The 22029-nt window shown below is 52.2% G+C and carries 25 protein-coding genes (1 of these 25 cut by a window edge); 11 read left to right on the top strand and 14 right to left on the bottom strand.

The window, feature by feature from the left end; all coding sequences use genetic code 11:
• Positions 1-229 precede the first annotated feature (229 nt).
• The 3 genes from NZ653_02835 to NZ653_02825 are packed head-to-tail and all read left to right on the top strand — an operon-like array spanning position 230 to position 2187.
• Entirely contained in the window at positions 230-1522 is a 1293-nt protein-coding gene (locus tag NZ653_02835) for a CpXC domain-containing protein (protein ID MCS7286068.1), read from the top strand.
• A 10-nt stretch (positions 1523-1532) separates the two neighbouring features.
• Entirely contained in the window at positions 1533-1766 is a 234-nt protein-coding gene (gene xseB / locus NZ653_02830) for an exodeoxyribonuclease VII small subunit (protein ID MCS7286067.1), read from the top strand.
• A complete protein-coding gene (locus tag NZ653_02825; protein ID MCS7286066.1) occupies positions 1756-2187 on the top strand; it encodes a divergent PAP2 family protein in 432 nt (143 codons plus the stop codon). The genes xseB and NZ653_02825 overlap by 11 nt, the downstream gene beginning before the upstream one ends.
• Here NZ653_02825 and NZ653_02820 read toward each other — a convergent pair.
• The 14 genes from NZ653_02820 to NZ653_02755 all read right to left on the bottom strand — a co-directional run bounded on the left by NZ653_02820 (position 2172) and on the right by NZ653_02755 (position 13688).
• Positions 2172-3416, bottom strand: coding sequence for a hypothetical protein (locus NZ653_02820; GenBank protein MCS7286065.1), 1245 nt, complete (start codon positions 3414-3416; stop codon positions 2172-2174). The genes NZ653_02825 and NZ653_02820 overlap by 16 nt on opposite strands.
• Positions 3406-4464, bottom strand: a complete 1059-nt coding sequence (locus tag NZ653_02815; GenBank protein ID MCS7286064.1) for a bifunctional phosphoglucose/phosphomannose isomerase — start codon at positions 4462-4464, stop codon at positions 3406-3408. Before NZ653_02815 ends, NZ653_02820 begins: the two co-directional genes overlap by 11 nt.
• 20 nt (positions 4465-4484) lie before the next feature.
• Entirely contained in the window at positions 4485-5318 is an 834-nt protein-coding gene (gene rsmI, locus NZ653_02810; GenBank protein ID MCS7286063.1) for a 16S rRNA (cytidine(1402)-2'-O)-methyltransferase, read from the bottom strand.
• Between the two features lie 11 nt (positions 5319-5329).
• The gene (locus tag NZ653_02805) at positions 5330-5992 is read right to left on the bottom strand and encodes a TrkA family potassium uptake protein (GenBank protein ID MCS7286062.1); all 663 of its coding nucleotides are present in this window, start codon (positions 5990-5992) and stop codon (positions 5330-5332) included.
• Positions 5959-6393, bottom strand: a complete 435-nt coding sequence (locus NZ653_02800; protein MCS7286061.1) for a TrkA family potassium uptake protein — start codon at positions 6391-6393, stop codon at positions 5959-5961. The genes NZ653_02805 and NZ653_02800 overlap by 34 nt, the downstream gene beginning before the upstream one ends.
• Positions 6390-6629 carry an NIL domain-containing protein gene (locus NZ653_02795; GenBank protein ID MCS7286060.1) on the bottom strand — a complete coding sequence of 80 codons (240 nt, stop codon included), beginning with the start codon at positions 6627-6629 and terminating at the stop codon, positions 6390-6392. Before NZ653_02795 ends, NZ653_02800 begins: the two co-directional genes overlap by 4 nt.
• Position 6630: 1 nt before the next feature.
• Positions 6631-7185: a universal stress protein gene (locus NZ653_02790; GenBank protein MCS7286059.1), complete on the bottom strand. Its 555-nt coding sequence runs from the start codon at positions 7183-7185 to the stop codon at positions 6631-6633.
• 18 nt (positions 7186-7203) lie between these two features.
• Positions 7204-7392 (bottom strand): hypothetical protein, encoded by a 189-nt coding sequence (locus tag NZ653_02785; protein ID MCS7286058.1) that lies wholly within the window; start codon positions 7390-7392, stop codon positions 7204-7206.
• Entirely contained in the window at positions 7385-8911 is a 1527-nt protein-coding gene (locus NZ653_02780; GenBank protein MCS7286057.1) for an APC family permease, read from the bottom strand. Before NZ653_02780 ends, NZ653_02785 begins: the two co-directional genes overlap by 8 nt.
• Before the next feature lie 290 nt (positions 8912-9201).
• A complete protein-coding gene (locus NZ653_02775) occupies positions 9202-10311 on the bottom strand; it encodes a hypothetical protein (GenBank protein ID MCS7286056.1) in 1110 nt (369 codons plus the stop codon).
• Positions 10308-11786 (bottom strand): hypothetical protein, encoded by a 1479-nt coding sequence (locus tag NZ653_02770; GenBank protein MCS7286055.1) that lies wholly within the window; start codon positions 11784-11786, stop codon positions 10308-10310. Before NZ653_02770 ends, NZ653_02775 begins: the two co-directional genes overlap by 4 nt.
• A 3-nt stretch (positions 11787-11789) precedes the next feature.
• The gene (locus tag NZ653_02765) at positions 11790-12350 is read right to left on the bottom strand and encodes an HDIG domain-containing protein (GenBank protein MCS7286054.1); all 561 of its coding nucleotides are present in this window, start codon (positions 12348-12350) and stop codon (positions 11790-11792) included.
• Positions 12351-12352: 2 nt separating this feature from the next.
• Positions 12353-13456: a 2-oxoacid:acceptor oxidoreductase subunit alpha gene (locus NZ653_02760; protein MCS7286053.1), complete on the bottom strand. Its 1104-nt coding sequence runs from the start codon at positions 13454-13456 to the stop codon at positions 12353-12355.
• A 4-nt stretch (positions 13457-13460) separates the two neighbouring features.
• Positions 13461-13688, bottom strand: a complete 228-nt coding sequence (locus tag NZ653_02755; protein MCS7286052.1) for a 4Fe-4S binding protein — start codon at positions 13686-13688, stop codon at positions 13461-13463.
• A 331-nt stretch (positions 13689-14019) separates the two neighbouring features.
• Between NZ653_02755 and NZ653_02750 the strand changes: the two genes are divergently transcribed.
• The 8 genes from NZ653_02750 to NZ653_02715 all read left to right on the top strand — a co-directional run.
• Complete coding sequence (locus NZ653_02750) at positions 14020-15741, top strand: alkaline phosphatase family protein (protein MCS7286051.1); 1722 nt, start codon at positions 14020-14022, stop codon at positions 15739-15741.
• Positions 15741-16577 (top strand): amino acid ABC transporter permease, encoded by an 837-nt coding sequence (locus tag NZ653_02745; protein MCS7286050.1) that lies wholly within the window; start codon positions 15741-15743, stop codon positions 16575-16577. The genes NZ653_02750 and NZ653_02745 overlap by 1 nt, the downstream gene beginning before the upstream one ends.
• A gap of 24 nt (positions 16578-16601) precedes the next feature.
• Positions 16602-17327, top strand: coding sequence for an amino acid ABC transporter ATP-binding protein (locus tag NZ653_02740; GenBank protein ID MCS7286049.1), 726 nt, complete (start codon positions 16602-16604; stop codon positions 17325-17327).
• Positions 17328-17689: 362 nt separating this feature from the next.
• Positions 17690-18415, top strand: a complete 726-nt coding sequence (locus NZ653_02735) for a GntR family transcriptional regulator (GenBank protein MCS7286048.1) — start codon at positions 17690-17692, stop codon at positions 18413-18415.
• Positions 18416-18432: 17 nt separating this feature from the next.
• Positions 18433-19596, top strand: a complete 1164-nt coding sequence (locus NZ653_02730) for an ABC transporter substrate-binding protein (GenBank protein ID MCS7286047.1) — start codon at positions 18433-18435, stop codon at positions 19594-19596.
• A 47-nt stretch (positions 19597-19643) separates the two neighbouring features.
• Complete coding sequence (locus NZ653_02725; protein ID MCS7286046.1) at positions 19644-20513, top strand: branched-chain amino acid ABC transporter permease; 870 nt, start codon at positions 19644-19646, stop codon at positions 20511-20513.
• 23 nt (positions 20514-20536) lie between these two features.
• The gene (locus tag NZ653_02720) at positions 20537-21430 is read left to right on the top strand and encodes a branched-chain amino acid ABC transporter permease (protein MCS7286045.1); all 894 of its coding nucleotides are present in this window, start codon (positions 20537-20539) and stop codon (positions 21428-21430) included.
• A gap of 3 nt (positions 21431-21433) precedes the next feature.
• On the top strand, positions 21434-22029 hold the 5' portion of the coding sequence (locus NZ653_02715) for an ABC transporter ATP-binding protein (GenBank protein MCS7286044.1). Its footprint extends 250 nt past the window's final position; the window shows 596 of its 846 coding nt (coding positions 1-596); its start codon is at positions 21434-21436; the stop codon falls past the right edge of the window.

The raw sequence follows: 22029 nt of genomic DNA, 5'->3' as shown, positions 1-22029 counted from the left end.
ACGGTTAGGGTCCCACTCGTGGGTGGGGTGCATGGGGTGGGTGATGGCTACCTTTTGAGGTTTTGGGGAAATTTCCAAATCCTCGGGATGGAGGGTTTTGGCCTTGGAAATAGTAAGAGCATTCGGCGAAAGAGTAGGTGTGCTGGGAGGCCTACCCAGGCTGCGGAAAAAGTTGCTATAAAACCCCTTAGGGGGTATAATGTTCCAAAGACCTCAAAAGGAGAAAAGTATGAATAAAACAGCAATAGTAACATGCCCCAGATGCGGGCAAAAGTTCACCACCGTGATCCACAACATTGTGGATGCCTCCAGGAATCCTGAACTCCGGGAACTCCTCATAAGGGGAAGGCTTAATGTGGCTGTTTGCCCTTACTGCCGAGCAGGAGGAACCCTCAATGTCCCCATCTACTACTACAATCCGGAAAAGGAGCTCGCCCTCGTATACCTTTCAGCGCAGGTTGGGGCAAATGACCTGGAACGCCAGAAAGTGATCGGAAATTTGACCAATCAGCTCATAAATTCTCTCCCTCAGGAGGAAAGGAAAGCTTACCTTCTCCAGCCCAAAGTCTTCATAACCTACAGGAGCTTTCTGGAGGAGATAATCAAGGCCGAGGATATCCCCTACGAGGAAATCATCGCCGAAGAGATGCGCCTCGGCCTGATAGAGGCTCTGTTGGCTTCCCCCAAAGAGGAATGGGGTAAGATCCTGGAGTCCAATATTCAGCTTATTGACCCCATGTTTTTCCAGATCCTCTCAGGCTTCGTCGCCGAAGCTCACCGTAGGAAAGAACCGGAGCTCGTCAATAAGCTGGGGAGCATCCGCAAGGAGGTGGAGGAGTTCCTCAGCAGGAGAATGGAAGAGGCCAGAGAAGCCCTCATAAGTGAGCTTATGGAGCTTAAAGGAGAAGATTTGGAAAGAGCGGTGGCCCGGATAAGGCCAATCCTGGATTACGAGTTCTACCGGGATCTGGCTGAACGCATTGACAAGCGAGAAGCTCAGGGCAAGTCCGAGGAGGCCCAGAAGTTAAGGGAGCTAAGGGATCAATTGCTGGATATAACAGCCCGGCAAGATGCTGAAGTGAGGAGAGTTTTAACCAAAGCTCGGGATTTGCTGCGGGATATCTGGGATAGCGAGGACCGTCTTAAAGCTCTGGAAGAAAGGGCTGAAGATGTGAATATGGCTTTCCTGGAAATCCTGGCGGCTTCTATGGAGTGGGCCAGGGACCAGGGCGATATGGAGACCCTGCAGGACCTTGCCTCCCTGGCCGAGAAAGCATTGGAAATCATCCGGCGTAAGGCCCCACCTCAGATAAAGCTCGTTAACGAGCTCATGGATGCTTCTTACCCCGAGGAGACAAAACGCATCCTGGAAGACAATGTTTCTCTGGTAAATGCAGAGCTTTTGGGCCTGATGGATGAGCTTAGCAGAGACCTGGAAAGGGAAGGCTACACGGAAGCAGCCCGACACCTTTCCATGGTCCGCCGCCAGGCCGAGGGAATGGTCTACGGAACTGCTCCCTGAGGATAGGCTTATGGAGCCCCTCACTTTTGAAGAGGCTTACCGCAAACTGGAGGAAACCGTAAGAAAGCTGGAAGAAGGAGGACTTTCTCTGGAAGAATCCATCGCCCTCTACGAAGAAGGAATGAGGCTCGTCCGCTATTGCGAAGAACTTCTGGAAAGAGCTGAGCTCAGGGTCCGGCAAATCCAGATAGATAGGGAAGGAAATTGGGTCCTTCTTCCCTTTGAACCAGAGGATGGGCGATAAGGTTTTACTTTCTTCTTTTGTAGCGTGGAGTATAGCACAGACTTCCAAATTTTTACTGTGGCGGTGGCGAAAGGGGAAGCTTAACTTTAGGCTTCTCGTGAGCGCTGGGGGAATGCCCAGTTCCCATTCAGCACTGGTTTCAGCTCTGGCGACTTCGGTGGGCCTGTGGGAGGGGTTTTCCTCCGTTGCTTTTGCCATAAGCCTTATCTTTGCTCTCATTGTAATGTATGATGCGGCTGGAGTGCGCAGGGCAGCCAGCATCCAGGCCAGAATTCTAAACCAGATTTTGGAAGAACTCTTCCAAGGGCATCCTTTGAGTGAGAAACGCCTCTGGGAACTTCTGGGGCACACGCCCTTTGAAGTCCTGGTAGGGGCTTTTATAGGAATGGCAGTATCTATTTTCTTCTACTGGCTCTGCTGAACCTTCTGAAGGACCCTTTCCAGACCCTCCGGGGAGGAAATTCCCTCCACAAGCCGGATAAATTCCCTCAACGAGCCGGTTCTCCTTCTCAGAAGCCTCAGCTTTTCCCCTATCGGGTTGGGGTGGCCTGGTTCGGCCGCATAGGAGCCAAAGAAAGCAAAGTAGGCCTGGTTCAGCTTCCGGATGTAGTATCCCTTGGAGACCAGAAGCTTTCTCCTTTCTTCCATATACCTTTCAGCCCCTTCTATGTCTCCTGCTTTGAGGAGTTCCTCAACCTTGAGGCGCGTTTCCCTCATTAGCAGCTGGAACTCGGAGACAATGGGCTCCTTTACTTCTTCTTCCTTCGGGGGTGGCGGAGCAAGCTCGGGGTAATAGCGCCGCAGTGTTTTTATCCCTATTTCATCCCCAGCGATAGAGGCTACTGTTTCGTTAATAGCCATCATATCAGGGCTATCACCGTAATGCCAGCCAAGAGGCCTGAAGAGCAGGTAATGGTGGAACCATTCGTGAGCGATGGCTTTGAGGGCGAACTCGAGGGAAGGGTAGTCTAAGATCATCGCCGGGTAGCTTGATAGCCCTCCCACGCCCACCACGAGGGAGGAAACATTGAAAAGTCTGTCCACTTTTTCTTCCAGAGCCTCTTGCTCTTTCAGAAGCATATCTGGCTGGAGATAAATTCCCTTACGAACCACCAGAGCATCCCGCGGAGCGATGACAAGGTATAGAGGGGGGCTTTCAAACTGGAAACTTAGAGGAGGCCAGATAAAGCCTAAAGTAGTCAGCCCTTCGTCCTTAAGGGTTTCTGAAACTTGCTTTTCCAGAATTTTTTCCACCCTGGGGCTTAAAGAAGCCTGACGCTGCCTCAAAACCCTAAGTTCCTCTTCAAACCACCATATGGCCTGGCCCGAGTACCTCGTCCTTTCACCGGCGTAAAGCCGGGTTAGAAGGTCTTTTTTCCGGCTTATCTCTTCCAGAAGAGAGAAATACTCTTTCACCAGCTTAGTCTCATTGGAAGAGCCTTCTATGGGGAGCGCGGCTGCTTTACGCCATAGGGCCCTGGCTTCCCAAATGGCAAAGCTGAACTGGTAAGGCGAAACGTAACTTTCAATTTGGTAATCAAAAACATTCGCCGGAGGGACGATGGAAGATTGCGGAATCAGAAGGAGAATTATTAAAGCCAGCCATTGGAAAAGACTGAAGAACCGGACTCTCACTCCCCTAACCAGCAAGCCTTCTCTTTATGTAACTTATAACCTCCACCGATGAAGGGTCAGCTCTGTTCAGCAGCGCCAGGTAATAGCTTACAAAATCCCCAAAATGAATGCTCCAGAAAATTTGCTCTAAAAAGGTGCTCCCCTCTATTTTGACCGAACGTTGCGGAATACCTTCCATGGCCAGCACTTCTTCCGTTATCCTCAGGCGAGCTTCATGCCTGGGATGTTCAAGGGAGGAATCCAGAACGATTACCACAAATTTGTTCTTGCTTTCGGAAGGATTTGGGTAACCCACAACGGCATTGTGGTGGGCTTCAGGGAGTTCTTCATAGAAGGACCAATTTTTAGAGTTCTCGTTGAACTGGCCTTTCCACCTCCTTGCCACTGCGGCGAGAAATCCAGGACCGTAGATAACAGGGATCGCCCCGTAAAGGTCCAGAGCCAGCTTCTTGGCCGGGTTGCTGTCCGTTGGAACCTCTGGCTTTATCCTTTCCCTGAGGTTTTCCATAAGGCGGATGGCTTTCTCCACCTCTTCCGTCTTGTTTCCCATAAGGCCGGCTTCTTCCAGAATCCGTAAGAGGTAGAGCACGGAGTAACCAATGGCTGACCGGGGCTGTCCGATGTAGGTTATGGGCCAGAGAGGGACACCTCTTTCCTGGGCCAGAGAAGCGAGTTTACCACCGGTGGTGACAGCCACACAGCGTGCCCTTGCCTCTAAGGCCTGATCAAAAGCCGCAAGGGTTTCTTCTGTGTTTCCGGAATAGCTTGAAGCTATCACCAGAGTTTCAGGTCCAGCCCACGAGGGGATGCGGTAATCCCGGCATACAACAATCGGGCAGGGCGATTCGTATCTGGCTAGGGCAGCTACCAGGTCTCCCCCTATGGCTGAGCCGCCCATTCCCAGGATGAGGACGCTTTTGGCACCCCTATAATCTGCGGGAAGGCTTTGCCTCTGGGCGTCCTCCCATGCTTTCCGACACTGCTCAGGAAGTCCGAAAATCTGCTCCAGCATATTGGCCTGGTCCCACTGGCTCCAGGCCGATGGGCTATCCAGAAGAAACATTTCTTACCCTCCAGATGGCTTCACTGTTTAGTTTCCGAGGCTTTGATCTTTAAAGCCATACGGTATAAATCGCTCCGGGGCCAGCCTGAAAGCTCCGCCAGCTGTTTGGAGGCTTCCTTCACTGAAAGGCCTTCTTGCAGGAGATTTTTCAAGCTTTCCATAATTGTTTCCTCATCCCACCGTTCCTCTTCCGCTCCGCCGATCACCAGAGTGCACTCACCGATGGGTGGGTTGGCCTGGAAATATTCCAGGGCCTCCTGGAGCGTGCCGCGCCATATTTCCTCGTGAAGTTTGGTGAGCTCCCTGGCCACAGCTACAGGGCGATTCCCAAAAAACTCCAGAAGTTCCTCCAGGCATTCTATCAGACGGTGGGGGGCTTCAAAAAGGACGATGGTGTGGGGCTGACGGCTGGCCCACTCCAGGATGTCCTTTCGTTTGGAAGGGGTTCGGGGTAGAAAGCCCAGGTAGATGAAAGAGTGGGTTGGAAGCCCCGAAACCACCAGGGCTGTCACCAGAGCTGAAGGGCCAGGCACTGGCACCACGTTTATCCCTTCTTCGATAGCTTCTTTTATGAGGGAGTAACCCGGATCTGAGAGGCCTGGCATCCCTGCATCGGAGATAAGGGCCACATCGCCTTTTTGCAAAGCTTTGATGAGTTCTCTGATCCGGCCTTTGCCGCTGTACTCATGGTAGCTCACCACCGGCTTCTTTATCCCGTAATGTTCCAGAAGCTTCCGCGCTCTTCTGGTATCTTCAGCGGCGATAAGGCTTACCTCCCCCAGTATCCGCAGCGCCCTCAGAGTTATGTCCTCCAGGTTCCCAATTGGTGTCCCTACTACGTAAAGGGTTCCCAAATCTTCCTCCTTTATATGCCGAGGATGATGTGCTTTAGCACCTCTTTACTCTGGGAAGAAGTTACTGCCAGGATCTCATCCCCTGCTTTCAGGACCGTATCACCGTAGGGAACTACGGTCTGGTCATCCCTCACCAGCATCACAATAAGGGCGTCATCGGGGATGCCTAAATCACGGATACGCTGACCATCGGCCGGGGAACCGGGAGCCACTTTACCTTCCACCAGTTCCACCCCACCCCTTTTAAGGGCCAGGAGATGGACCAGGGATGGGATTGGGAGGGCTCGCTCAATTTGTGCTTCTATAATTTCAGTGGTCGAAACAGTGGCGTCGACTCCCAGACGGGTGAAGATTTTAGCGTTGCGGGGGTTGTTGATGCGAGCTATAGTGCGGGGGACGCCGAACTTCTTCTTGGCCAGAAGGCATATCACAAAGTTATCTTCGTCATCTCCTGTTACCGCTATTACCGCATCCGCCCTGTTGAGGCCAATTCGCTCAAAGGTGCGGGAATCGCACCCATCCCCAAGCCAGACATGGTCAGCTCCCAATTCATCTGTGAGGAATGTGGCCCTCTGGGGATTTTTCTCTACCAGCAGGACTTCGTGTCCGCTTCCTAGAAGGGTTTTGCTTAGGTAATAGCCTACTTTTCCTCCGCCGACGATAATAATGTACATTGGATCCCCTCCACACATTTTCTTATGGCTTCAGCGGCCAGCGTTACGGGAGAAATGACGTTGAGGCCGAAGCTCTGGAAAATTTCGGCTTTTTTGGGGTCATCCAGACGGGTTATGACGTTCTTAACCCCGAAGATTTCCGATGCCACATAAGAGGCCATTATGTTGGTGTTTTCGTAACCCGTGGCTGCGATGAAGACATCTGCCTCCTCAATACCTGCTCGGCGCAGCACGTCTTCATCAATCCCTTTCCCCACGACAATTTCACCCTGAAAGTCGGGCCCTAAAGAACTTAGAGCCTCCCTATCGGTATCCACCACGGTAACGGAATGCCCTTCCTGACTGAGGGAAAGGGCAAGGTGAGCCCCAAGTCTCCCGCAGCCCACGATTATGATTTTCATCTTGCTCCCTCCTCTATAATCTCCACGTTAATGCCTCTGGTTCTGAGCCAGTCAACGCCCCTTTTTACCTCTTCTTCTTTTCCCTCCAGATCCACTTCAAGCCAGGCTGAACCAGGTTTGACTTCCGCTTTGCGAATGTTCACCACGAAATTGAATGTCCGGATAAGCTGCCACAAAACGGGCTCATCTACCAGTTCGGGAGGATACATAAGTTTAGCTCTTACCTTTATCATCATTTCACCCCTTCACCGGAATTTTGGAAATTATGACCTCACAGTTAGCACGCCGCAGAACTTCCCGGACTGTCCGTCCTATGCCTTCGCCATACGAGGTTTTCTTGAGCCCTATGCCCATGACTATCTGGTCTGCCCGGCTCTGCCTGGCCATGCTGAGAATCCCCTCCGAAGCGGAGCGATGGCGGATAAGGTGAAGCTCGGGCTTGAAACCGTGCTGAACGGCTATAAAACGGGCGGTTTCCAGAGCTCTTCTCCCCCTCTCTTCCAGTTCAGGCAATGGCGTATCCAGGGGGACAGTGAATGGAACTTCAATAACGTGAAGGAGGATCAGGTGGGCATTTTGCCTCTCCCCGAGCCGACAGGCCAATTCTACTGCTCTTTCCGAGTATACTCCTTCAATTATGGGGACCAGTATCCGCCGAGCGGCTTCTACGGAGTAGATAACTCTGGCCACTTCCGGGGGAACAGGTTTTGGCACTTTAAGCATCCAGGTTAAGGTTCCTACCAGGAGGACTAAGAACAGAACTGCGAAGGCAACTCCGAGAGGATGACCCATGACTTTCGCCTCCAGTCTTTATCCCTTAGCTCGCCAGTGGCGCCATCGGTGAATTCCAAACGCAATCATGAGGGCTCCGAGGATGAGGGGTTGCCACAGAGCACTGAGCCCTACGTTTCTTTCCACGATCACCAGGATGCTGCGCACGATAATGATTACCCCTAAGAGCATTATGATAAAGCCAGAGGCAAGCCTTAACTTAACCATAGAGCCGGCCTTCTTTGTATCTGGCAATTTCCAGCTTAAACTTTTCCAGAAGTTCCCACTCTTTGCTCTCCTCCAGGAGCCGGATGTGATGGGTTTCCCAATCCCTGGGTAAACTCTGGAATATAGGCTGCCCGTTTTTCTTCCGGTGCCAGACATAGTAGATAAACCAGGCCAAAACCCATAAGGGTCCCACGATTCTGGCAAGGGCATGGGTCCACATGACTATAAGGAGCATCCCTCCTGAGCCGATAATCGCCAGGAAGCCAGGGATTGCTATCTCGGCGTTCTTGAACTTTATGTTTAAAGGCACCTTGTATGGGCGTGGGGTATAGGGCTCTTTTATGCGGAGGGCAACGAAAGCTATGGAGGCCAGGAAATAGGCCAGCATCGCTCCGAAAGCATACATATTGGCCATGGTTTCCATAGCCTTACGGCCGCTGAAAAAGGCGAAAACGGCTTGTAGAGCAGCCACTCCTGAAAAGAGCACTATAGCGCGGACCGGAGTGTGGTAACGGGGGTGCACAACCGAGAGTTGTTCTCCTATAAGGCCAAACTCTGCCATGCTGTAGGCCAGGCGGCTTGCACCCATTATTCCGGTGTTAGCGGATATGAGCACGATAGTAGCTGCCAGAATGGCTGCTGCTGGTCCTGCCAGAAAGCCCACGAAGGGCAATTCGCTGGCCAGCCGAGCTACAGGATCACCCTCGCGGGCTGCTATCTCATGCCAGGGAAGGATTCCCAGGGAGACTGTGGGGAAAGCCAGGGCGAACATAAGCACTATGATTATCAGAGCGAGGGAGCTGCGAGGGATAACCGTTGCTGGGCGTATGGTTTCTTCGGCGGCCTGGGAGACTGACTCAAGCCCCACGTAAGAAATTACAGCTATGGACACACCATAGAGGAGCTTTTCCAGCGATGGAAATTCCGTCTGCCACTGGTGGAGGAAAAGCTCTGGCCTCCAGGCAAAGGCGAACCCTATGAGGATAATGCTGGTTTCCATAATCATGTCCAGAGCACCCAGAGTCTCGTTGAGAAGGGAGGACTCCTTGATGCCCCTTATGTTGAGGAGGGTCAGGATGAAAATGAGAAATAGGGTTTCAGCCATCCAGATGAGGTTAACGTTCTGGAAAGGGCCCAGGTCTACCGCGAACTCTCGTACCTGGGGGAAGAAAAAGTTAATGTAGCCAGCTGAAGCTATGGAGAAAAGGGCCACATCCACAGTGTAATCCAGCATGAGAGCCGCTCCAGCTATCAGCCCCCAGAAATCTCCAAGCCCACGCAGGGTAAAATACTGCCCTCCTCCGGCGATGGGGTAGGCTCCGGCTAATTCGCTGTAAAGGAGGCCCACCATGATGTAAACTATGCCAGCAATGAGGAAGGCAAGGGGGGTAGCCCCCTGGGCGGCGGCCATAACCAGACCCAGAGCTACGTAGACATCGGCCCCTACATCGGCGTAACCCCATGTAAAAGAGCCCCAGATTGTTACCTCACGGCGTAATCCTGCATGGTGTTCCTTCATACAATTTTGTCCCTCCTTTCGGCACAAGGGGAATTATATACCCGGCTTTGAACAAAAGTCAAAATTACAGGGTTTCAGGGGGTGAAGGTGCAAAATTCTCTCCACCTGTGAACTAAGGGGGCCCTAAACCGTAGAGAACCACGGTTAAGCTCATGAAAGTGGTGCAAGCTCCGTCCCGGGGGATTCGGGTGTGCCCCCAGGCTTTCCATCGCACCCAAACGCTCATCTTACGCCCACCTCGCTGCTCGAAGAAGCGAAAAATCCACCGCGACCCATGCCTCTGGCGAAACCTAAAGGGCAAAGTTAAGGGCAAAGAAAAGAATGGCGGTGATGAGCAGAACGACAGCTCTGGATGACCTGAGAGACGGATCGGGGCGAAGGGCTGGCGCAAGAGGCTGGAGAAGTCTCATCCCCCCAGCCATTATCCCGAACTTGCCTGCCAGAATCAAGAGGCCTTCCTTCCCTCCAAGGTAATTCAAAGCCAGAGCCGTGGCTGGGTAGCCTGGCGTCAGAGGAAGACCCGCCGTAGCCAGCAGGCCAGCCACCAGGAGAAAAACTGCGGGGGTCACAGTGCGGCCTTCCTCCATGAACCGCTTTACCCCCCATGAACCTGCTCCGAAGGTCAGGAGAGCCAGCCCTGCCAGGATAGAATAAACTATTGAAACTTCAAATCCCGCCTTGACCGCGAGCAACAACATCACCCCAGCCTCAACCGTAGCAACATAAGCGCCTATTTCCCCCCACTCTTTAGCCATCAACGCTTGAAGGCCACCCCACAAAATTGAAATTATCCCCAGCCATTTTAGAATATCCTGGAAAACTGCCCAGGATATTTCCACTTCTTCCTTACCCAACCAGAGAAGGATGATGGCTCTGAAACCTGCGACCAGAAGCAAAGCTCCTGGAGACGGTCCATCCCTCATGGCACTTCGGACCCAGAGGTGAAAGGGGAAAGCTCCCATGAGAGAGGCTAAAACCAAAGCAGCTCTCCATTCCCCTGGAAGGCTGGAAGTCAAGAAAGGCCCAAGGGCCAACAGAAGGAAAACCGATATTCCGGAGAAATCCAGGCTTTGTCCTGTCCACAGGGCTGGCAAGATAAGGAGCAAGGATGAGCTCAGAATTAAAGCCTCAAAAGGAGACTGAGGGAAAAGGAACGAACCCCTTGCCAGCCCAAGGCTCAACATTGCCCAGAAAGAGGTAAGAGGCGGAGCCTCTACAAACCATCCCAGAAGGAAAGCGAAGGCAAACGTGCCCCAAATCCAGGAAAATTCCCCGCTATCCAGGAAAGCCATAGCTAAACTTGCCCCGGAAGCGAGCCAGAAACTGAACCTTCGCTGGGGCAGAAGGTAAATCACGGCGGCGGCGCCGAAAGGGGCCAGGAAAATCAATAGCTCTCTCATCTGCTCTTTGCCTTTTCGTATGCTGACAGGAAAGAGGCAACCATCGCCACCAGAAGGTGAAGGAACCACACGGCAGGCCTGGGGACAAGCCCTGCGAGCTCAAGCCCGTTGATGAAAGTCAGAACTCCCGCTGCCTTCTGGAGAACAAAGCCCGGAGCCAATGCTCCCAGAAAACCCATTAGGGTTACCCAGAACGAAACAAGCCTCTCTTCAGGAACAGGGGAAAGAAAAGCATAGCGTCTAACGGTTGCAAAGGCCAGGAAGCCACCTCCCACCCCCAGGGCTACACGTAACAGCCACCAGCTTCCCTCCTTCCGGGAGCGGCCTGAGCCATCCGGAGGATGAATCCAGCGTGCTCCCCAGCGGGAGAAATAGAGGATAAAGCAGACCATTGCGCCGAGAAGCACCCTTGCCGCTATAAGCCAATTATCGGAAAAGGGGGAAGTCTTGTAGAAGGCCATTGCAATATATTGAGCCAAGAGAGCGAAGAGCAAAGAAAGCTCGGACTCGGTCACGAGAATGTACAAGGAAGCACTCATAAGGCCGAAACCTTCGGGAAAAAGCTCACGCCAGAAAAACCTCTGTTGGACCCCACTCCATTCCGAGCCCAGTCCCCTGAACAGGATTGCAAAGCCCAGGCCTATCCATAGCCACCCACCTTCTCCTTCAATGAATTCACCGGCACTTCGCAGCCCTTTCTCCAGCCACTGAAATAAACCGGTGCCCCTGTTCCAGAGCGCTATAAGGCTTTCCTTCAAGGCAGCCAGGATAAAGGCCACCAGCACGAGCACAATTCCCCACTCCCTGAACAAAACCAGGGAAATGGTAACCCCCCACAGTGCCTGAGGGAAACTTTCCTTCCCCGCAAGCTCAAAGCCATTTCCCAGAGCGAACCAGAGAGCGAACATCCAAAACCACAGCCCCTCAGGAGAACTTGCGGCTTTAAGAAGGTAAAAGGCCATGACCATTGGAAGGAAAGAGAAGCGGGATCCAAACGAGGAGCGGGGCCAGGGGAAAAAACCCGCTCTGGCGGAAGCTGAGAGGAGAAGCAGCGGCTGAAACCCCGTCTGCTCCCAGCCCACAAAGGCCAAAATTCCCAGCCCTTGGGAGAAAAAGTGTCCGGGAAAGCTTCTGGAGCTTCCCCACCCTACGAGGAGAAATAAATCCACCAGGAGCCAGGCGCTGAGGAAATACACCGGGCCAGGAGAAAAAAAGAAAAGGACGGTAGCTCCGGCCAGAGCCAGTGACTGGAAACCGAAACCTTCCCTTTTACCTAAGATGATAGCTAGGGAGAGCGAAGCCCCTAAGATTTGCGGTAGATTGCCGTAAAGGGAAGATATTGCCAGGCCAACAGATGCGAAAGAGATGGCAACCGGGTAAAGATAGGCTTTCCACTTACTTTCCCTTAAGAAATAAAACAACACGGCCAGGAAGAAGAACCCCCCGGCCATTAATTTACCATACAGACAACCCATGCGTTACCTTCCAGCGAGGCCCAATTCTGAAGCAATCCCCTTCATGGCCTCCAGAACTATAGCAATGTGTTCATCCAGAGGCACCCCAAGCTCTTGAGCACCCCGCTCAATATCCTCTCGTTTCACTCCTGCGGCGAAGGATTTTTCCTTCCACTTTTTCTTAACCGATTCCACCGTTACATCTAAAATGCTCTTGGTGGGCCTGACCAGAGCCACAGCCACGATGAGGCCTGTGAGCTCGTCTACAGCGAAAAGCGCTTTTTCCATTAGAGAATCCCTTTTAACTCCGGTGTGGTCGGCGTGAGAGAGCACCGCTTTAACGATCTCTTCGGGCCATCCTCTCTCTTCTAGAATTCTGGCTCCGGCGAATGGATGTTCCTCTAAAGTTGGGTGCTGTTCGTAGTCAAAATCGTGGATTAACCCCACTATACCCCACTTTTCTTCGTCCTCCCCGAACTTACGAGCGTATGCTCTCATGGCTGCTTCCACGGCCAGAGCGTGCTTTATAAGGTTGGGGTTTCTGGTAAATTCCGTAAGGAGAGCCCAAGCATCCTGTCGGTTCATTTTTAACCCCCTTCAATAGCCCTTAGAATTTCCGCAGGAGTTATCATAGTTCCATCCACTTTATTGACCCTCTGAACCTTTCGCCTTCCCACCACCCTTTCCACTTCCAGAACCAATTGGCCCATGTTCATCTCCGGAACAATAACTCTTGCCGCGTTACGGGCGGCTCTTTCCACCACTTCTTCGGGGAAAGGCCAGAGAGTCAAAAGCTTAAGGAAACCGATTTTATAGCGGCGGCTTCTGGCCATTTTAATAGCGTGGCGCGCCGCCCTGGCAGTAGCTCCATAGGCTATTACCAGAATCCTGGAATCGGTTCCCTCTTCCTCGTATAGAGTTATATCGGCCTTATTGGCTTCAATCTTGCGGAAAACCCTATCAACCCAGCTCCTTATTTCATCAGGACGAAGGGTAGGGAATCCTGAGCGATCGTGGTGAAGGCCGGTAATGTTATACCTGTAGCCCATGCCGAAGGGAACCATGGGAGGCACATCTCCGAGCTCCTCATCGTAGGGATAATACCATTCAGGGGGCATGGAAGCCTGGACACGTTCCACTATCTCCGGAGGCCGGTCTGGGGGGTATTCTATTGGTTCCCTCATATGGCCCACTACCTCATCCATAAGGAGGATAACTGGGGTCCGGTATTTTTCGGCGAAATTGAAGGCTTTGATAGTAAGGTCAAAGGTCTCTTTCACCGAAGAGGGGCAGAGGACTATTATGGGGTGATCGCCATGGGTTCCCCAGCGAGCTTGCATGACATCTCCCTGGGCGGGGCTTGTGGGCTGGCCTGTGCTGGGCCCGAGCCTCTGGACGTTGACCACGACGCAGGGTATTTCGGCCATGGCTGCGTAGCCAATGTGCTCCTGCATGAGCGAGAACCCGGGGCCCGAGGTAGCCGTCATAGCCTTAACTCCCCCCACAGAGGCTCCCAGAACAGCCCCTAAGCTTGCAATTTCGTCTTCCATCTGGATGAACTTCCCTCCGACCTTGGGGAGCTCCCGCGCCAGGACGTGGGCAATTTCAGAAGAAGGAGTTATGGGGTAACCAGCGTAAAAGCGGCATCCGGCTGTAATGGCCCCGTAGGCAACAGCTTCATTTCCTTGCATTAATTTAAGCATCTTTGTTTTCCCCTGTGATTTCCGTGACCACTATGGCGAAATCAGGGCAGTGCCACTCACACCATCTGCAAGCCACACAATCCTGCGGGCGAGCTACTATAGGGTGGCCTTCTCCATTCAGGTCAAAAACCTTTGTGGGGCAAAAAGCAATACACAGGCCACAGCCTTTGCACCAATTATCAAAAACGGTTACTAAGCCTCTCTTTCTTTTTCCCGCCATTTTCCCCCCTATTTGTAGGGAAATTTTAATCACTTGGCAGCTACAAGTCAAATTCCCGCGCCCTTTCCCTTGAATCGTCTCTGGCTTCTCGTTACCAGGGCGAAGGGGAAATTTCAGCCTCTGTCCACCGCTGGAGGCTTTAAGGCAGCTGCAGGAGGAGATTTGCGATCCTTTTAAGCTACCATCCAGCCTGTCGGATTCCAGTAACATTAATCATCTGGCTCGAAGTTCCAGCATTCGCCCTGACGTGTTTACGTAAGTGAGCATTTTGATTGCCCAAATACTCCAGGTATGGTAAAATTTTTTTCAAACCTCTCAGGAGGAGTTTGTCATGGCCCGCATAGTTAAGATTTTACTTTTGGCTTTGATCCTTTTGATTCTGGCCGGTGCTGGCTATTTTTCTCAAAAACTTGCCCTTATCGGTTGGGATTCTGTAGTGGAATACAGGAGCCAGTACCTGGCCCCGCTTCCCAGAGGAAATAGTTCCGAGCCCCTCGCCCTTAGAGCAATCTTAATAATCGTAGATGGTTTGCGCCTGGACGTCTCCCGCAAGCTTCCAAACCTCAACGAACTTCGGAAGGAAGGGGCGGACCTGGTAGTTAGAACTGGTCAGCCTTCCCTTTCTTACCCTGCCTGGACGGTGTTGGCTTCCGGGACCTGGCAGGAAATCAGCGGAGTCACCACAAACTGGTATAAAGGCCCGGTCCAGGCTGATAACCTCTTCAAGGTAACTAAAGATTCAGGCCTGCCCTCGGTAGCAGTAGGTTCCCCGGGATGGAAGAAACTTTTCGGCCCTTACCTTACCGAGGCCTTAATCGTGGAGGAACCTCCGGAGGAAGCACCCCCTGAAGAGTGGGCCAGGGTTGACGAGGAAACCTATCGCTTAGCTTCGGAAGCCCTGGATAAATACAGTTCTGGTCTGATCTTCATCCATTTCGTAGGTACCGATGCCATGGGTCATAACTATGGGGGAGTAAGCAGGGAATTCCTGGATGAAGCCCTTCGGGTGGACGGATTTATCGGGAAACTTGTTCAGAAGCTTGACCCCGATAAAGATGTGCTCTTAATCACCTCGGATCACGGCCACATTGACAGGGGTGGGCACGGCGGATGGGAAAACGAGGTCATCAAAGTCCCTTTGGTCATCAAGGGGAAAGCAGTGAGGAAGGGCCTTTACTCCGAACAGACCCAGGCTGATATTGCTCCTACCATAGCGGCTCTTCTGGGCATCCCCTATCCAGTTCACTCTCAGGGCCGTCCCCTCATGGAGCTTATAGAAGCATCGGCCGAGGTCAAAGGGCGTAAGAGCCTGAACGCAGCCCTTCAACTGGCTGGGTTCTACGATTCCTATGCTCGAGCACTGGGTTCTTCTCCATTTGCTGGAGATATACTGTCGAAATACCGTGAGAGGTTAGCCAGCGGAGAAGAAGGAGCCCTGGAGCAGTTCTATCGGGAAGTGAGCGCCAGGGCGGCCTCCATAAAAGCGGCCACGTTATGGAAGGAACGGCTTTTCAGGCTTCCTCTGACTTTGCTCCTAGCTTTTGTCCCGCTCCTTTATCTTTTAAACTACCGGAAGCGCCTTCGCGATCTTCTTGTTCCCCTGGCTTTCGCTCTTCTTTACTTTGCTTTTTACAACGCCCTTTTCTTCGGCCGTGGGCACAACTGGTCCCTCTCGGCTTTCAACACCGAGGCCCAGATAAAGGCCTTTTTCAATGAGCGTCTTTTGGATGCAGCTCTTTCATTTGTAGTAGCTGGGCTTTTATTGGCCATTGTCTCCTGGAGAAGGCCAGCTTTTGAGACTTTTGAGCGGGTTGTGAGTTTCGGTTTTTTCACGGGCTACTGGCTCCTCCTTCAGGTGTTAATTTTCTACTGGCTTTACAACTATTTCTTCTCTTGGTACGTTCCAGACCTCAGGCTTGGCTTCAAGTATTACCTTGACCTTCTCCAGATGGTTCCTGTGGGGTTCATCTCTATCATCTTGGCTCCTGTGGCAGTGTTAATAGGATTGGGGATGAAACGATGGAGGAAAATTCCGGCTGGTGGAGGTGGGTGATGGCTACGGAAGCTGAAAGAGCAATAGCAATTCCCGCCAGGAGGCTTCGGATTACTTTTGAAGTGGGGTGGGTTCTGGTCATAATATCTTTATTAACAGTGCTGACCCTGGCTCAGTTCAGGCCTCAGCCTTTCGGCCGCATATTGCGGTTCCTTATGGATGGAGTAGCAGTAACTTTGGGTCTGACTGTGACTTCTTTCAGCCTTATCCTTCTTATTGGACTCATAGGGGGGTTGGGGAGGCTCTCTAAAAACCCTCTCATCAACAGCATAGCTACCCTTTATGTGGAAGTCATAAGAGGAATACCCCTCATGGTCCAGCTTCTCTACATCTGGTTCGCCCTGCCCCAGCTTTTTGACGTATTGGGGCACAAGCTTAAAGGGATTTCAATTCTGGCCGGGATGGGTCAGTGGTTAATTGACCTTAAGCTCTCCCCCTTTATGGCTGCCGTAATGGGTTTGTCCATTTGCTATGGAGCTTACATGAGCGAAATTTTCCGGGCAGGAATTGAATCCATCCCTAAGGGTCAGATGGAAGCCGCTCGCTCTCTTGGGATGAGTTATTTCCAGGCTATGCGCTATGTAATCCTGCCCCAGGCTTTCAGAGTCATTCTCCCCCCGGTGGGCAACGAGTTTGTGGCTTTGCTCAAAGATTCATCTCTGGTCTCGGTTCTGGCTGTTTCAGACCTTACCAGAAGGGGAAGAGAGTATATGGCCCGCACTTTTGAGAGTCTGGAAACCTGGACCATGGTGGCTCTGATTTACCTTTTCCTCACGCTTTTCTTCTCCAGGCTTGTGCGGATTATGGAGAAAAGGGTGGAGTTTGAAGTCAAGTAGTGGGAGGGAGAGATGAGCGATGAAATTATAAGAATTGAGCACCTCTACAAGCGCTTCGGGCATGTGGTGGCGCTGGATGATGTGAGTTTATCCGTTAAAAGAGGAGAAGTGGTGGTGATAATAGGGCCGAGCGGGGCTGGCAAATCCACTCTGCTTAGGTGCATAAATTATCTGGAGAAGCCGGACCGTGGCACAATTATCGTGGACGGTATACCCGTTACGCACGAGAAAACCAATATAAACAAAGTTCGGGCTGAAGTGGGGATGGTTTTCCAGCAATTCAACCTTTTTCCTCACCTTACAGCCTTGGAGAACATAACTCTGGCTCAGATAGTGGTCAGGAAACGCTCCCGTCAAGAAGCCGAAAGGATAGCTATGGAGCTTCTGGAAAAGGTTGGTATACCCGACAAAGCTCATGCTTATCCTGCACAGCTTTCGGGAGGGCAACAGCAGCGGGTGGCCATCGCCAGGGCTTTGGCCATGCAGCCCAAAATCATGCTCTTTGACGAGCCCACTTCAGCTCTTGACCCCGAAATGATCAAAGAGGTGCTGGATGTTATGCTCCAGCTGGCCCGGGAAGGCATGACAATGGTAGTGGTCTCCCACGAAATGGGCTTCGTTAAGGCAGCTGCGGACAGGATTGTGTTTATGGATTTGGGCAAAATAGTAGAAGAGGGCACAGTGGAGCAAATTTTCAACAATCCTCGGGAAGAAAGGACCAGGGTTTTTTTGAGCAAGATTTTGATTTAAAGGGGTTGGTCGCTTCTTCTTTAAGGTTTTAGGGTGCACCCCCAAAGTCCCCTGGGATGGGGGTTTTCGCCCCCTTCCACCCCCCGATTTTTTCCCACCCTCGTGGGCTTTTGGGTTTGCCAGGGTTTTGGGTCCCACTCGTGGGTGGGGTGTAAGGGTTAGGTTATTGTTCCCTTTTGGAGGTTTGAGCTCCCTGGACATCCGGGGAGGCCTTTAGCCTCTTTTACTTTCCCAATTAATGTGCTGGCAAGGGGTTAGCGCAGCATTATTGACAGAATTGGCCCCAAACCTAAACGCTCGTTTGACAGATTTTGAAATCTGATGTATACTTGTTTAGGCAAGTAAACGACTGAGCAATGCCCATGGACGAAAGCTTCATCCCAAAGTATTACCGAATAAAGGAAGAAATTCGCCGGCGCATTGCCTCAGGAGAGTACGGAGCTTCCCAGCGCATCCCTTCCGAATCAGAATTAGCCCAGGAATTTAGCGTTAGCCGCGGAACCGTTGAAAGGGCAATCCGCTTACTGGTGAAAGAAGGCATTCTCTATAGAGAACAGGGTAAAGGGACCTTTGTGGCTTCCCCCAGGTTTGATGAGATTTCTTTCCGGTTAAGCGATTTCTGGGAGGAGGCGAAAAGGGCTGGACATAAAACAAAAGTTCGGCTCCTCAAGGCTGTGAAACGCCCCGCTGATGAGTTAACGGCCTCCCGCCTGGAAATTGCCCCCGGAGCACCAATCATTGAGATTGAAAGGCTCAGTTACGTGGATGAAGTCCCCATAGCTTACGAGTTCAGGCGTTTGGCCTATGAGCTTTGCCCCGCACTTCTGGAGGAAGATTTGGAAAACTCTTCCATTCACCTTCTCCTCACTGAGAAATACCGCATCCCTCTGCTTAAGGCCGTCTACACCATTGAGGCCATAGTCCTTAAAGATGAGATGGCCTCGCTTCTTGAGGTAGCCCCCGGAACCCCCGGTTTTATGATTGACCGGCTTACCTACACAAAAGGCCTGAGGCCTGCAGTTTGGTTCCACCAGATTTACCGGGGGGACCGTTACCGGTTTACGGCTGAGCTGGCTCCTTTAACCTAACCAAAGGGAGGTTTAAAATGTCTAAGGCAAAATTTTTCGCAGCTTTAATAGTGTTAATTATCGTTGCAGCCATTCTCAGCAACTGTGCTCCCAGGGAACCCCAGGTTTACAAGATCGGCATTTTTTCTCCCACTACTGGCCCTGCCGCTGCGGATGGAACAAGCGCCCTTAACGCTGCACGGTTAGCTGTGAAATTCATTAACGAGGCTGGCGGTGTAAGGGGCAAGAAGCTGGAGCTCATCCATTACGATGATGCCGCCAAGCCTGACCAGGCCGTCAGCGTGGTGCGAAAGCTCATAGAGCAGGATAAAGTTATCGCCATAATAAGCGGCTCCTACTCCGGTGCCACCAGAGCTGCAGCCAGTGTGTGCCAGGAGGCTGGCGTCGTTATGCTTTCTGCCTATGCTGTTCACCCCGATATCACCAGGACCGGCGATAAAATCTTCAGGGTCGGAGTTCTCGGCACTGTGGAGGGAAGGGTTGGCGGAGCTCTCGTGGTGGAAAAACTTGGCGCTAAGCGTATCGCCATCCTCACCCTGGACAACGATTTCGGAAGATCCATAACTGAAGGATTCAAGTCCTACCTTCAGGGCAAAGATGTCCAGATCGTCTTTGAGGAGAAGTATCCCCTTGGGGAGACCGAATTCAAGGCCATCCTCCAACGGGTGAAAGATGCCAATCCCGATGTCCTTTTCGCTTCTGCCTATTATAGCGAAGCCGCTCACCTGGTGCGGCAGGCTAAAGAAATAGGCCTCAAGGCTCAGATCGTCGGGCAAGAAGGCTATGATTCCCCTAAATTCCTGGAACTGGCTGGCGAGGCCGCGGAAGGAGTCATAATAATAACGGACCTGAACCGCGATGACCCAAGGGAAATAGTTCAAAAATTCCTTAAAGAGTACCAGAAAGAGTACGGTATCCCAGCCGATATGGTTGGAGCTTCGGCCTTTGATGCGGTTCAGATCCTGGCCTGGGCTATTGAGAAGGGTGGCCCCACCACCGAAGGAATCGTGAAAGCCCTTAAGGAGCTCAAGAACTTTGACAAAGCGGTAACGGGCCCCATCCTCTATTACACCCCTGGCAGGGAAGCCGTGCGCCCGATCGGAGTTCAGATCGTAAAGGGTGGGGCTTTCCGCTACTTCGCTCACTTTGATGATCCTGCGCTCATAACTCCACCTCAGTAAAGTCTGAATTCCGGGGTTCCGGGGGCACTTTTCTTTGGGGGAAAAGGATGAGCTCATTCATTCAGCTTTTCGCAAGCGGTTTGGTGCTGGGTTGCATATACATTCTCATAGCCATTGGCCTCACAATGGTCTATGGTATCCTCCAGATCCTGCACATCGCCCATGCCGCTGTTTACACTATAGGAGCAGCCGTAGGCCTCGGAGTTTTTAACCTCACCGGAAACTTCTGGTTAGCTCTGCCACTGGCAATGGTGGCCGGAGGGATAACGGGAGTCCTTATTTACCTTGGAGTGTACCGAAGGATACTGGACGCTCCGCGCATTGTTCCTCTGATAACCAGCCTGGGCCTCTTTATAATGGCTCAAGATTTACTTCAGAAGAAATGGCTCTTGGGCCCTTATATGCATGCTTTCCCCGCTCGGGTTGGCCTTCCAGCCTTGCGGACCAGTTACCTTAACCTTACGCCAAACGAGGTCTTGATTTTGATCCTCACCCTCCTTCTCCTTATGGCCGTCTATCTCATAATGACCAGGACCAAAATAGGCCTTGGCTGGAGGGCAAGTGCTCAGGACCGGGACATGGCGGCTGCTCTGGGGGTAAACATAAATCAGGTTATTGCCCTGAATTTCTTGATAGGCTCAATGCTGGCGGCAGCGGCTGGAGTGCTGGTGGGCGTTTACTACAACAAAGTTTTCGCCACTATGGGAGATGTCCCCTCTTACAAGGCCTTCGTGATAATAGTGCTGGGAGGCCTCGGCAACATACCGGGGACAATTCTGGCAGGCTTTATCCTGGCTCTTGCCGAGACTTTCCTGGTTGCTACGGTGGGTTTTGTTTTACCGAGAGATGCCATTGCTTTCCTTGTGCTCATCCTTATATTAATGTTTCGCCCTAAAGGGCTTCTCGGTGGAAGTTAACCCTTTCCCAGGAGGGAAGGCCAGTGCTGGAAGCAATCCTCGGCCAATATTTCGTAACCATTCTTATCCTGTGCGGAATCTGGGCTGTTCTTACTCTCAGCCTTAACATCCTGACCGGTTACGCCGGGCAGGTTTCCCTCGGACATGCCGCCTTTTTCGGCATAGGTGCTTACACTTCAGCTCTTCTGACCACACGGTATGGCTGGACTTTTTGGCCCGCATTTCTCGCCTCAATAGCTATTACAGGATTTGTGGGGGGATTTCTTGGGCTCCCCAGCCTCCGGGTCCGGCACGACTTTCTGGTCCTGGCTACCATGGGCATAAACTTCGTGACGGTAGGAATTTTTAAGTATGTGGACTTTTTCGGCGGGGCAATGGGGATTATAAATATTCCCAAGCCATCGCTCGGAGGAATTGTCCTGCGGGGGGAAAAGTTCCTCCTGCTGGTTCTGGTATACCTTGCTTTCACCATCTGGCTCTGTTACTATCTTTCCCGTAGGTGGGCAGGCCTGGCCCTAAGGGCCGTTAAAAGCGATGAGGACGCTGCAGAGGTGTGTGGGGTCAGTGTGGCGCGCTTTAAAATCTACGCCTTCATCATAAGCGGAGCGTTGGCCGGAGGGGCTGGAAGCCTCTACGCCCACTTCCTGGGAAGTATATTCCCCGACCACTTTGCTTTTGCCGAGTCCATAGTAGTCCTTTCCATGCTTGTCTTCGGTGGGATCGGAACCATTAGGGGGGCCCTCCTCGGCGCTTTCCTCCTTAAGGCCTTGCCAGAGTATCTCCGTGTGGTAGGGGACTACCGTTATACTCTTTATGGGGGTATTCTGGTGCTTATGATGCTCTTCCAGCCCATGGGTATAATCGGAGATAAAAGCTGGCTCTGGGAAAAACTCAGCGCCTGGTTTGGCCGGAGGTAAAGGATGACAGCCATCCTTAGAACCGAAAAGCTCAGTAAGTATTTCGGGGGCATAAGAGCGGTAGATGGGGTTGACCTGGAAGTAAGGACGGGGGAAATTCTGGGGCTCATAGGGCCCAACGGGGCCGGGAAAACCACCATTTTTAACCTTATATCCGGTTTCCTGAGGCCTACTTCGGGCAGAATTTTCTTCAAGGAGCACCGCATAGATAACCTTCGCCCCCATGTTATTGCTGCCATGGGCGTAGGGAGGACTTTTCAGATCGTGAAGCCTTTCTCCGAAATGAGCGTGCTGGAAAACATCCTGGTTGCTCTCGGGCATCCTTTCTACCCGGAGTTAAAAGCCTTCACTGCCAGTTATTTTTCCCTTTCGGCTCGGAAGGAGGCGGAAGAGATCCTGGAGAGAACCCGGCTTACACGCTATGCCAGAGCAAGGGCAGGTGACCTCCCCATCGGGATAAAGAGGCAGGTGGAGATTGCCAGAGCTTTGGCCCTTAAGCCGTCTCTTCTTTTGCTGGATGAACCAGCGGCGGGGCTCATCCACGAAGAGCTGGAACAGCTGGCAGGGCTGATCCGTCAGCTCCATTCCGATGGGATTAC

The organism is Anaerolineae bacterium (assembly GCA_025062375.1).
Classification (GTDB): Bacteria; Chloroflexota; Anaerolineae; order SpSt-600; family SpSt-600; genus SpSt-600.
Note: the sequence above shows the minus strand (reverse complement) of the source record. Positions and strands in the feature narration are given on the sequence as shown.

What these genes read in the sequence shown, in the direction of transcription:
- NZ653_02790 (MCS7286059.1), bottom strand. Translation starts at nt 7,185, where the DNA reads ATGGGTCATCCTCTCGGAGTTGCCTTCGCAGTTCTGTTCTTAGTCCTC.
- NZ653_02785 (MCS7286058.1), bottom strand. Translation starts at nt 7,392, where the DNA reads ATGGTTAAGTTAAGGCTTGCCTCTGGCTTTATCATAATGCTCTTAGGG.
- NZ653_02745 (MCS7286050.1), top strand. Translation starts at nt 15,741, where the DNA reads ATGGCTACGGAAGCTGAAAGAGCAATAGCAATTCCCGCCAGGAGGCTT.
- NZ653_02835 (MCS7286068.1), top strand. Translation starts at nt 230, where the DNA reads ATGAATAAAACAGCAATAGTAACATGCCCCAGATGCGGGCAAAAGTTC.
- NZ653_02805 (MCS7286062.1), bottom strand. Translation starts at nt 5,992, where the DNA reads ATGTACATTATTATCGTCGGCGGAGGAAAAGTAGGCTATTACCTAAGC.
- NZ653_02730 (MCS7286047.1), top strand. Translation starts at nt 18,433, where the DNA reads ATGTCTAAGGCAAAATTTTTCGCAGCTTTAATAGTGTTAATTATCGTT.
- NZ653_02755 (MCS7286052.1), bottom strand. Translation starts at nt 13,688, where the DNA reads ATGGCGGGAAAAAGAAAGAGAGGCTTAGTAACCGTTTTTGATAATTGG.
- xseB (MCS7286067.1), top strand. Translation starts at nt 1,533, where the DNA reads ATGGAGCCCCTCACTTTTGAAGAGGCTTACCGCAAACTGGAGGAAACC.
- NZ653_02760 (MCS7286053.1), bottom strand. Translation starts at nt 13,456, where the DNA reads ATGCAAGGAAATGAAGCTGTTGCCTACGGGGCCATTACAGCCGGATGC.
- NZ653_02770 (MCS7286055.1), bottom strand. Translation starts at nt 11,786, where the DNA reads ATGGGTTGTCTGTATGGTAAATTAATGGCCGGGGGGTTCTTCTTCCTG.
- NZ653_02765 (MCS7286054.1), bottom strand. Translation starts at nt 12,350, where the DNA reads ATGAACCGACAGGATGCTTGGGCTCTCCTTACGGAATTTACCAGAAAC.
- NZ653_02725 (MCS7286046.1), top strand. Translation starts at nt 19,644, where the DNA reads ATGAGCTCATTCATTCAGCTTTTCGCAAGCGGTTTGGTGCTGGGTTGC.
- NZ653_02795 (MCS7286060.1), bottom strand. Translation starts at nt 6,629, where the DNA reads ATGATGATAAAGGTAAGAGCTAAACTTATGTATCCTCCCGAACTGGTA.
- NZ653_02775 (MCS7286056.1), bottom strand. Translation starts at nt 10,311, where the DNA reads ATGAGAGAGCTATTGATTTTCCTGGCCCCTTTCGGCGCCGCCGCCGTG.
- NZ653_02750 (MCS7286051.1), top strand. Translation starts at nt 14,020, where the DNA reads ATGGCCCGCATAGTTAAGATTTTACTTTTGGCTTTGATCCTTTTGATT.
- NZ653_02780 (MCS7286057.1), bottom strand. Translation starts at nt 8,911, where the DNA reads ATGAAGGAACACCATGCAGGATTACGCCGTGAGGTAACAATCTGGGGC.
- NZ653_02825 (MCS7286066.1), top strand. Translation starts at nt 1,756, where the DNA reads ATGGGCGATAAGGTTTTACTTTCTTCTTTTGTAGCGTGGAGTATAGCA.
- NZ653_02735 (MCS7286048.1), top strand. Translation starts at nt 17,690, where the DNA reads ATGGACGAAAGCTTCATCCCAAAGTATTACCGAATAAAGGAAGAAATT.
- NZ653_02800 (MCS7286061.1), bottom strand. Translation starts at nt 6,393, where the DNA reads ATGAAAATCATAATCGTGGGCTGCGGGAGACTTGGGGCTCACCTTGCC.
- NZ653_02815 (MCS7286064.1), bottom strand. Translation starts at nt 4,464, where the DNA reads ATGTTTCTTCTGGATAGCCCATCGGCCTGGAGCCAGTGGGACCAGGCC.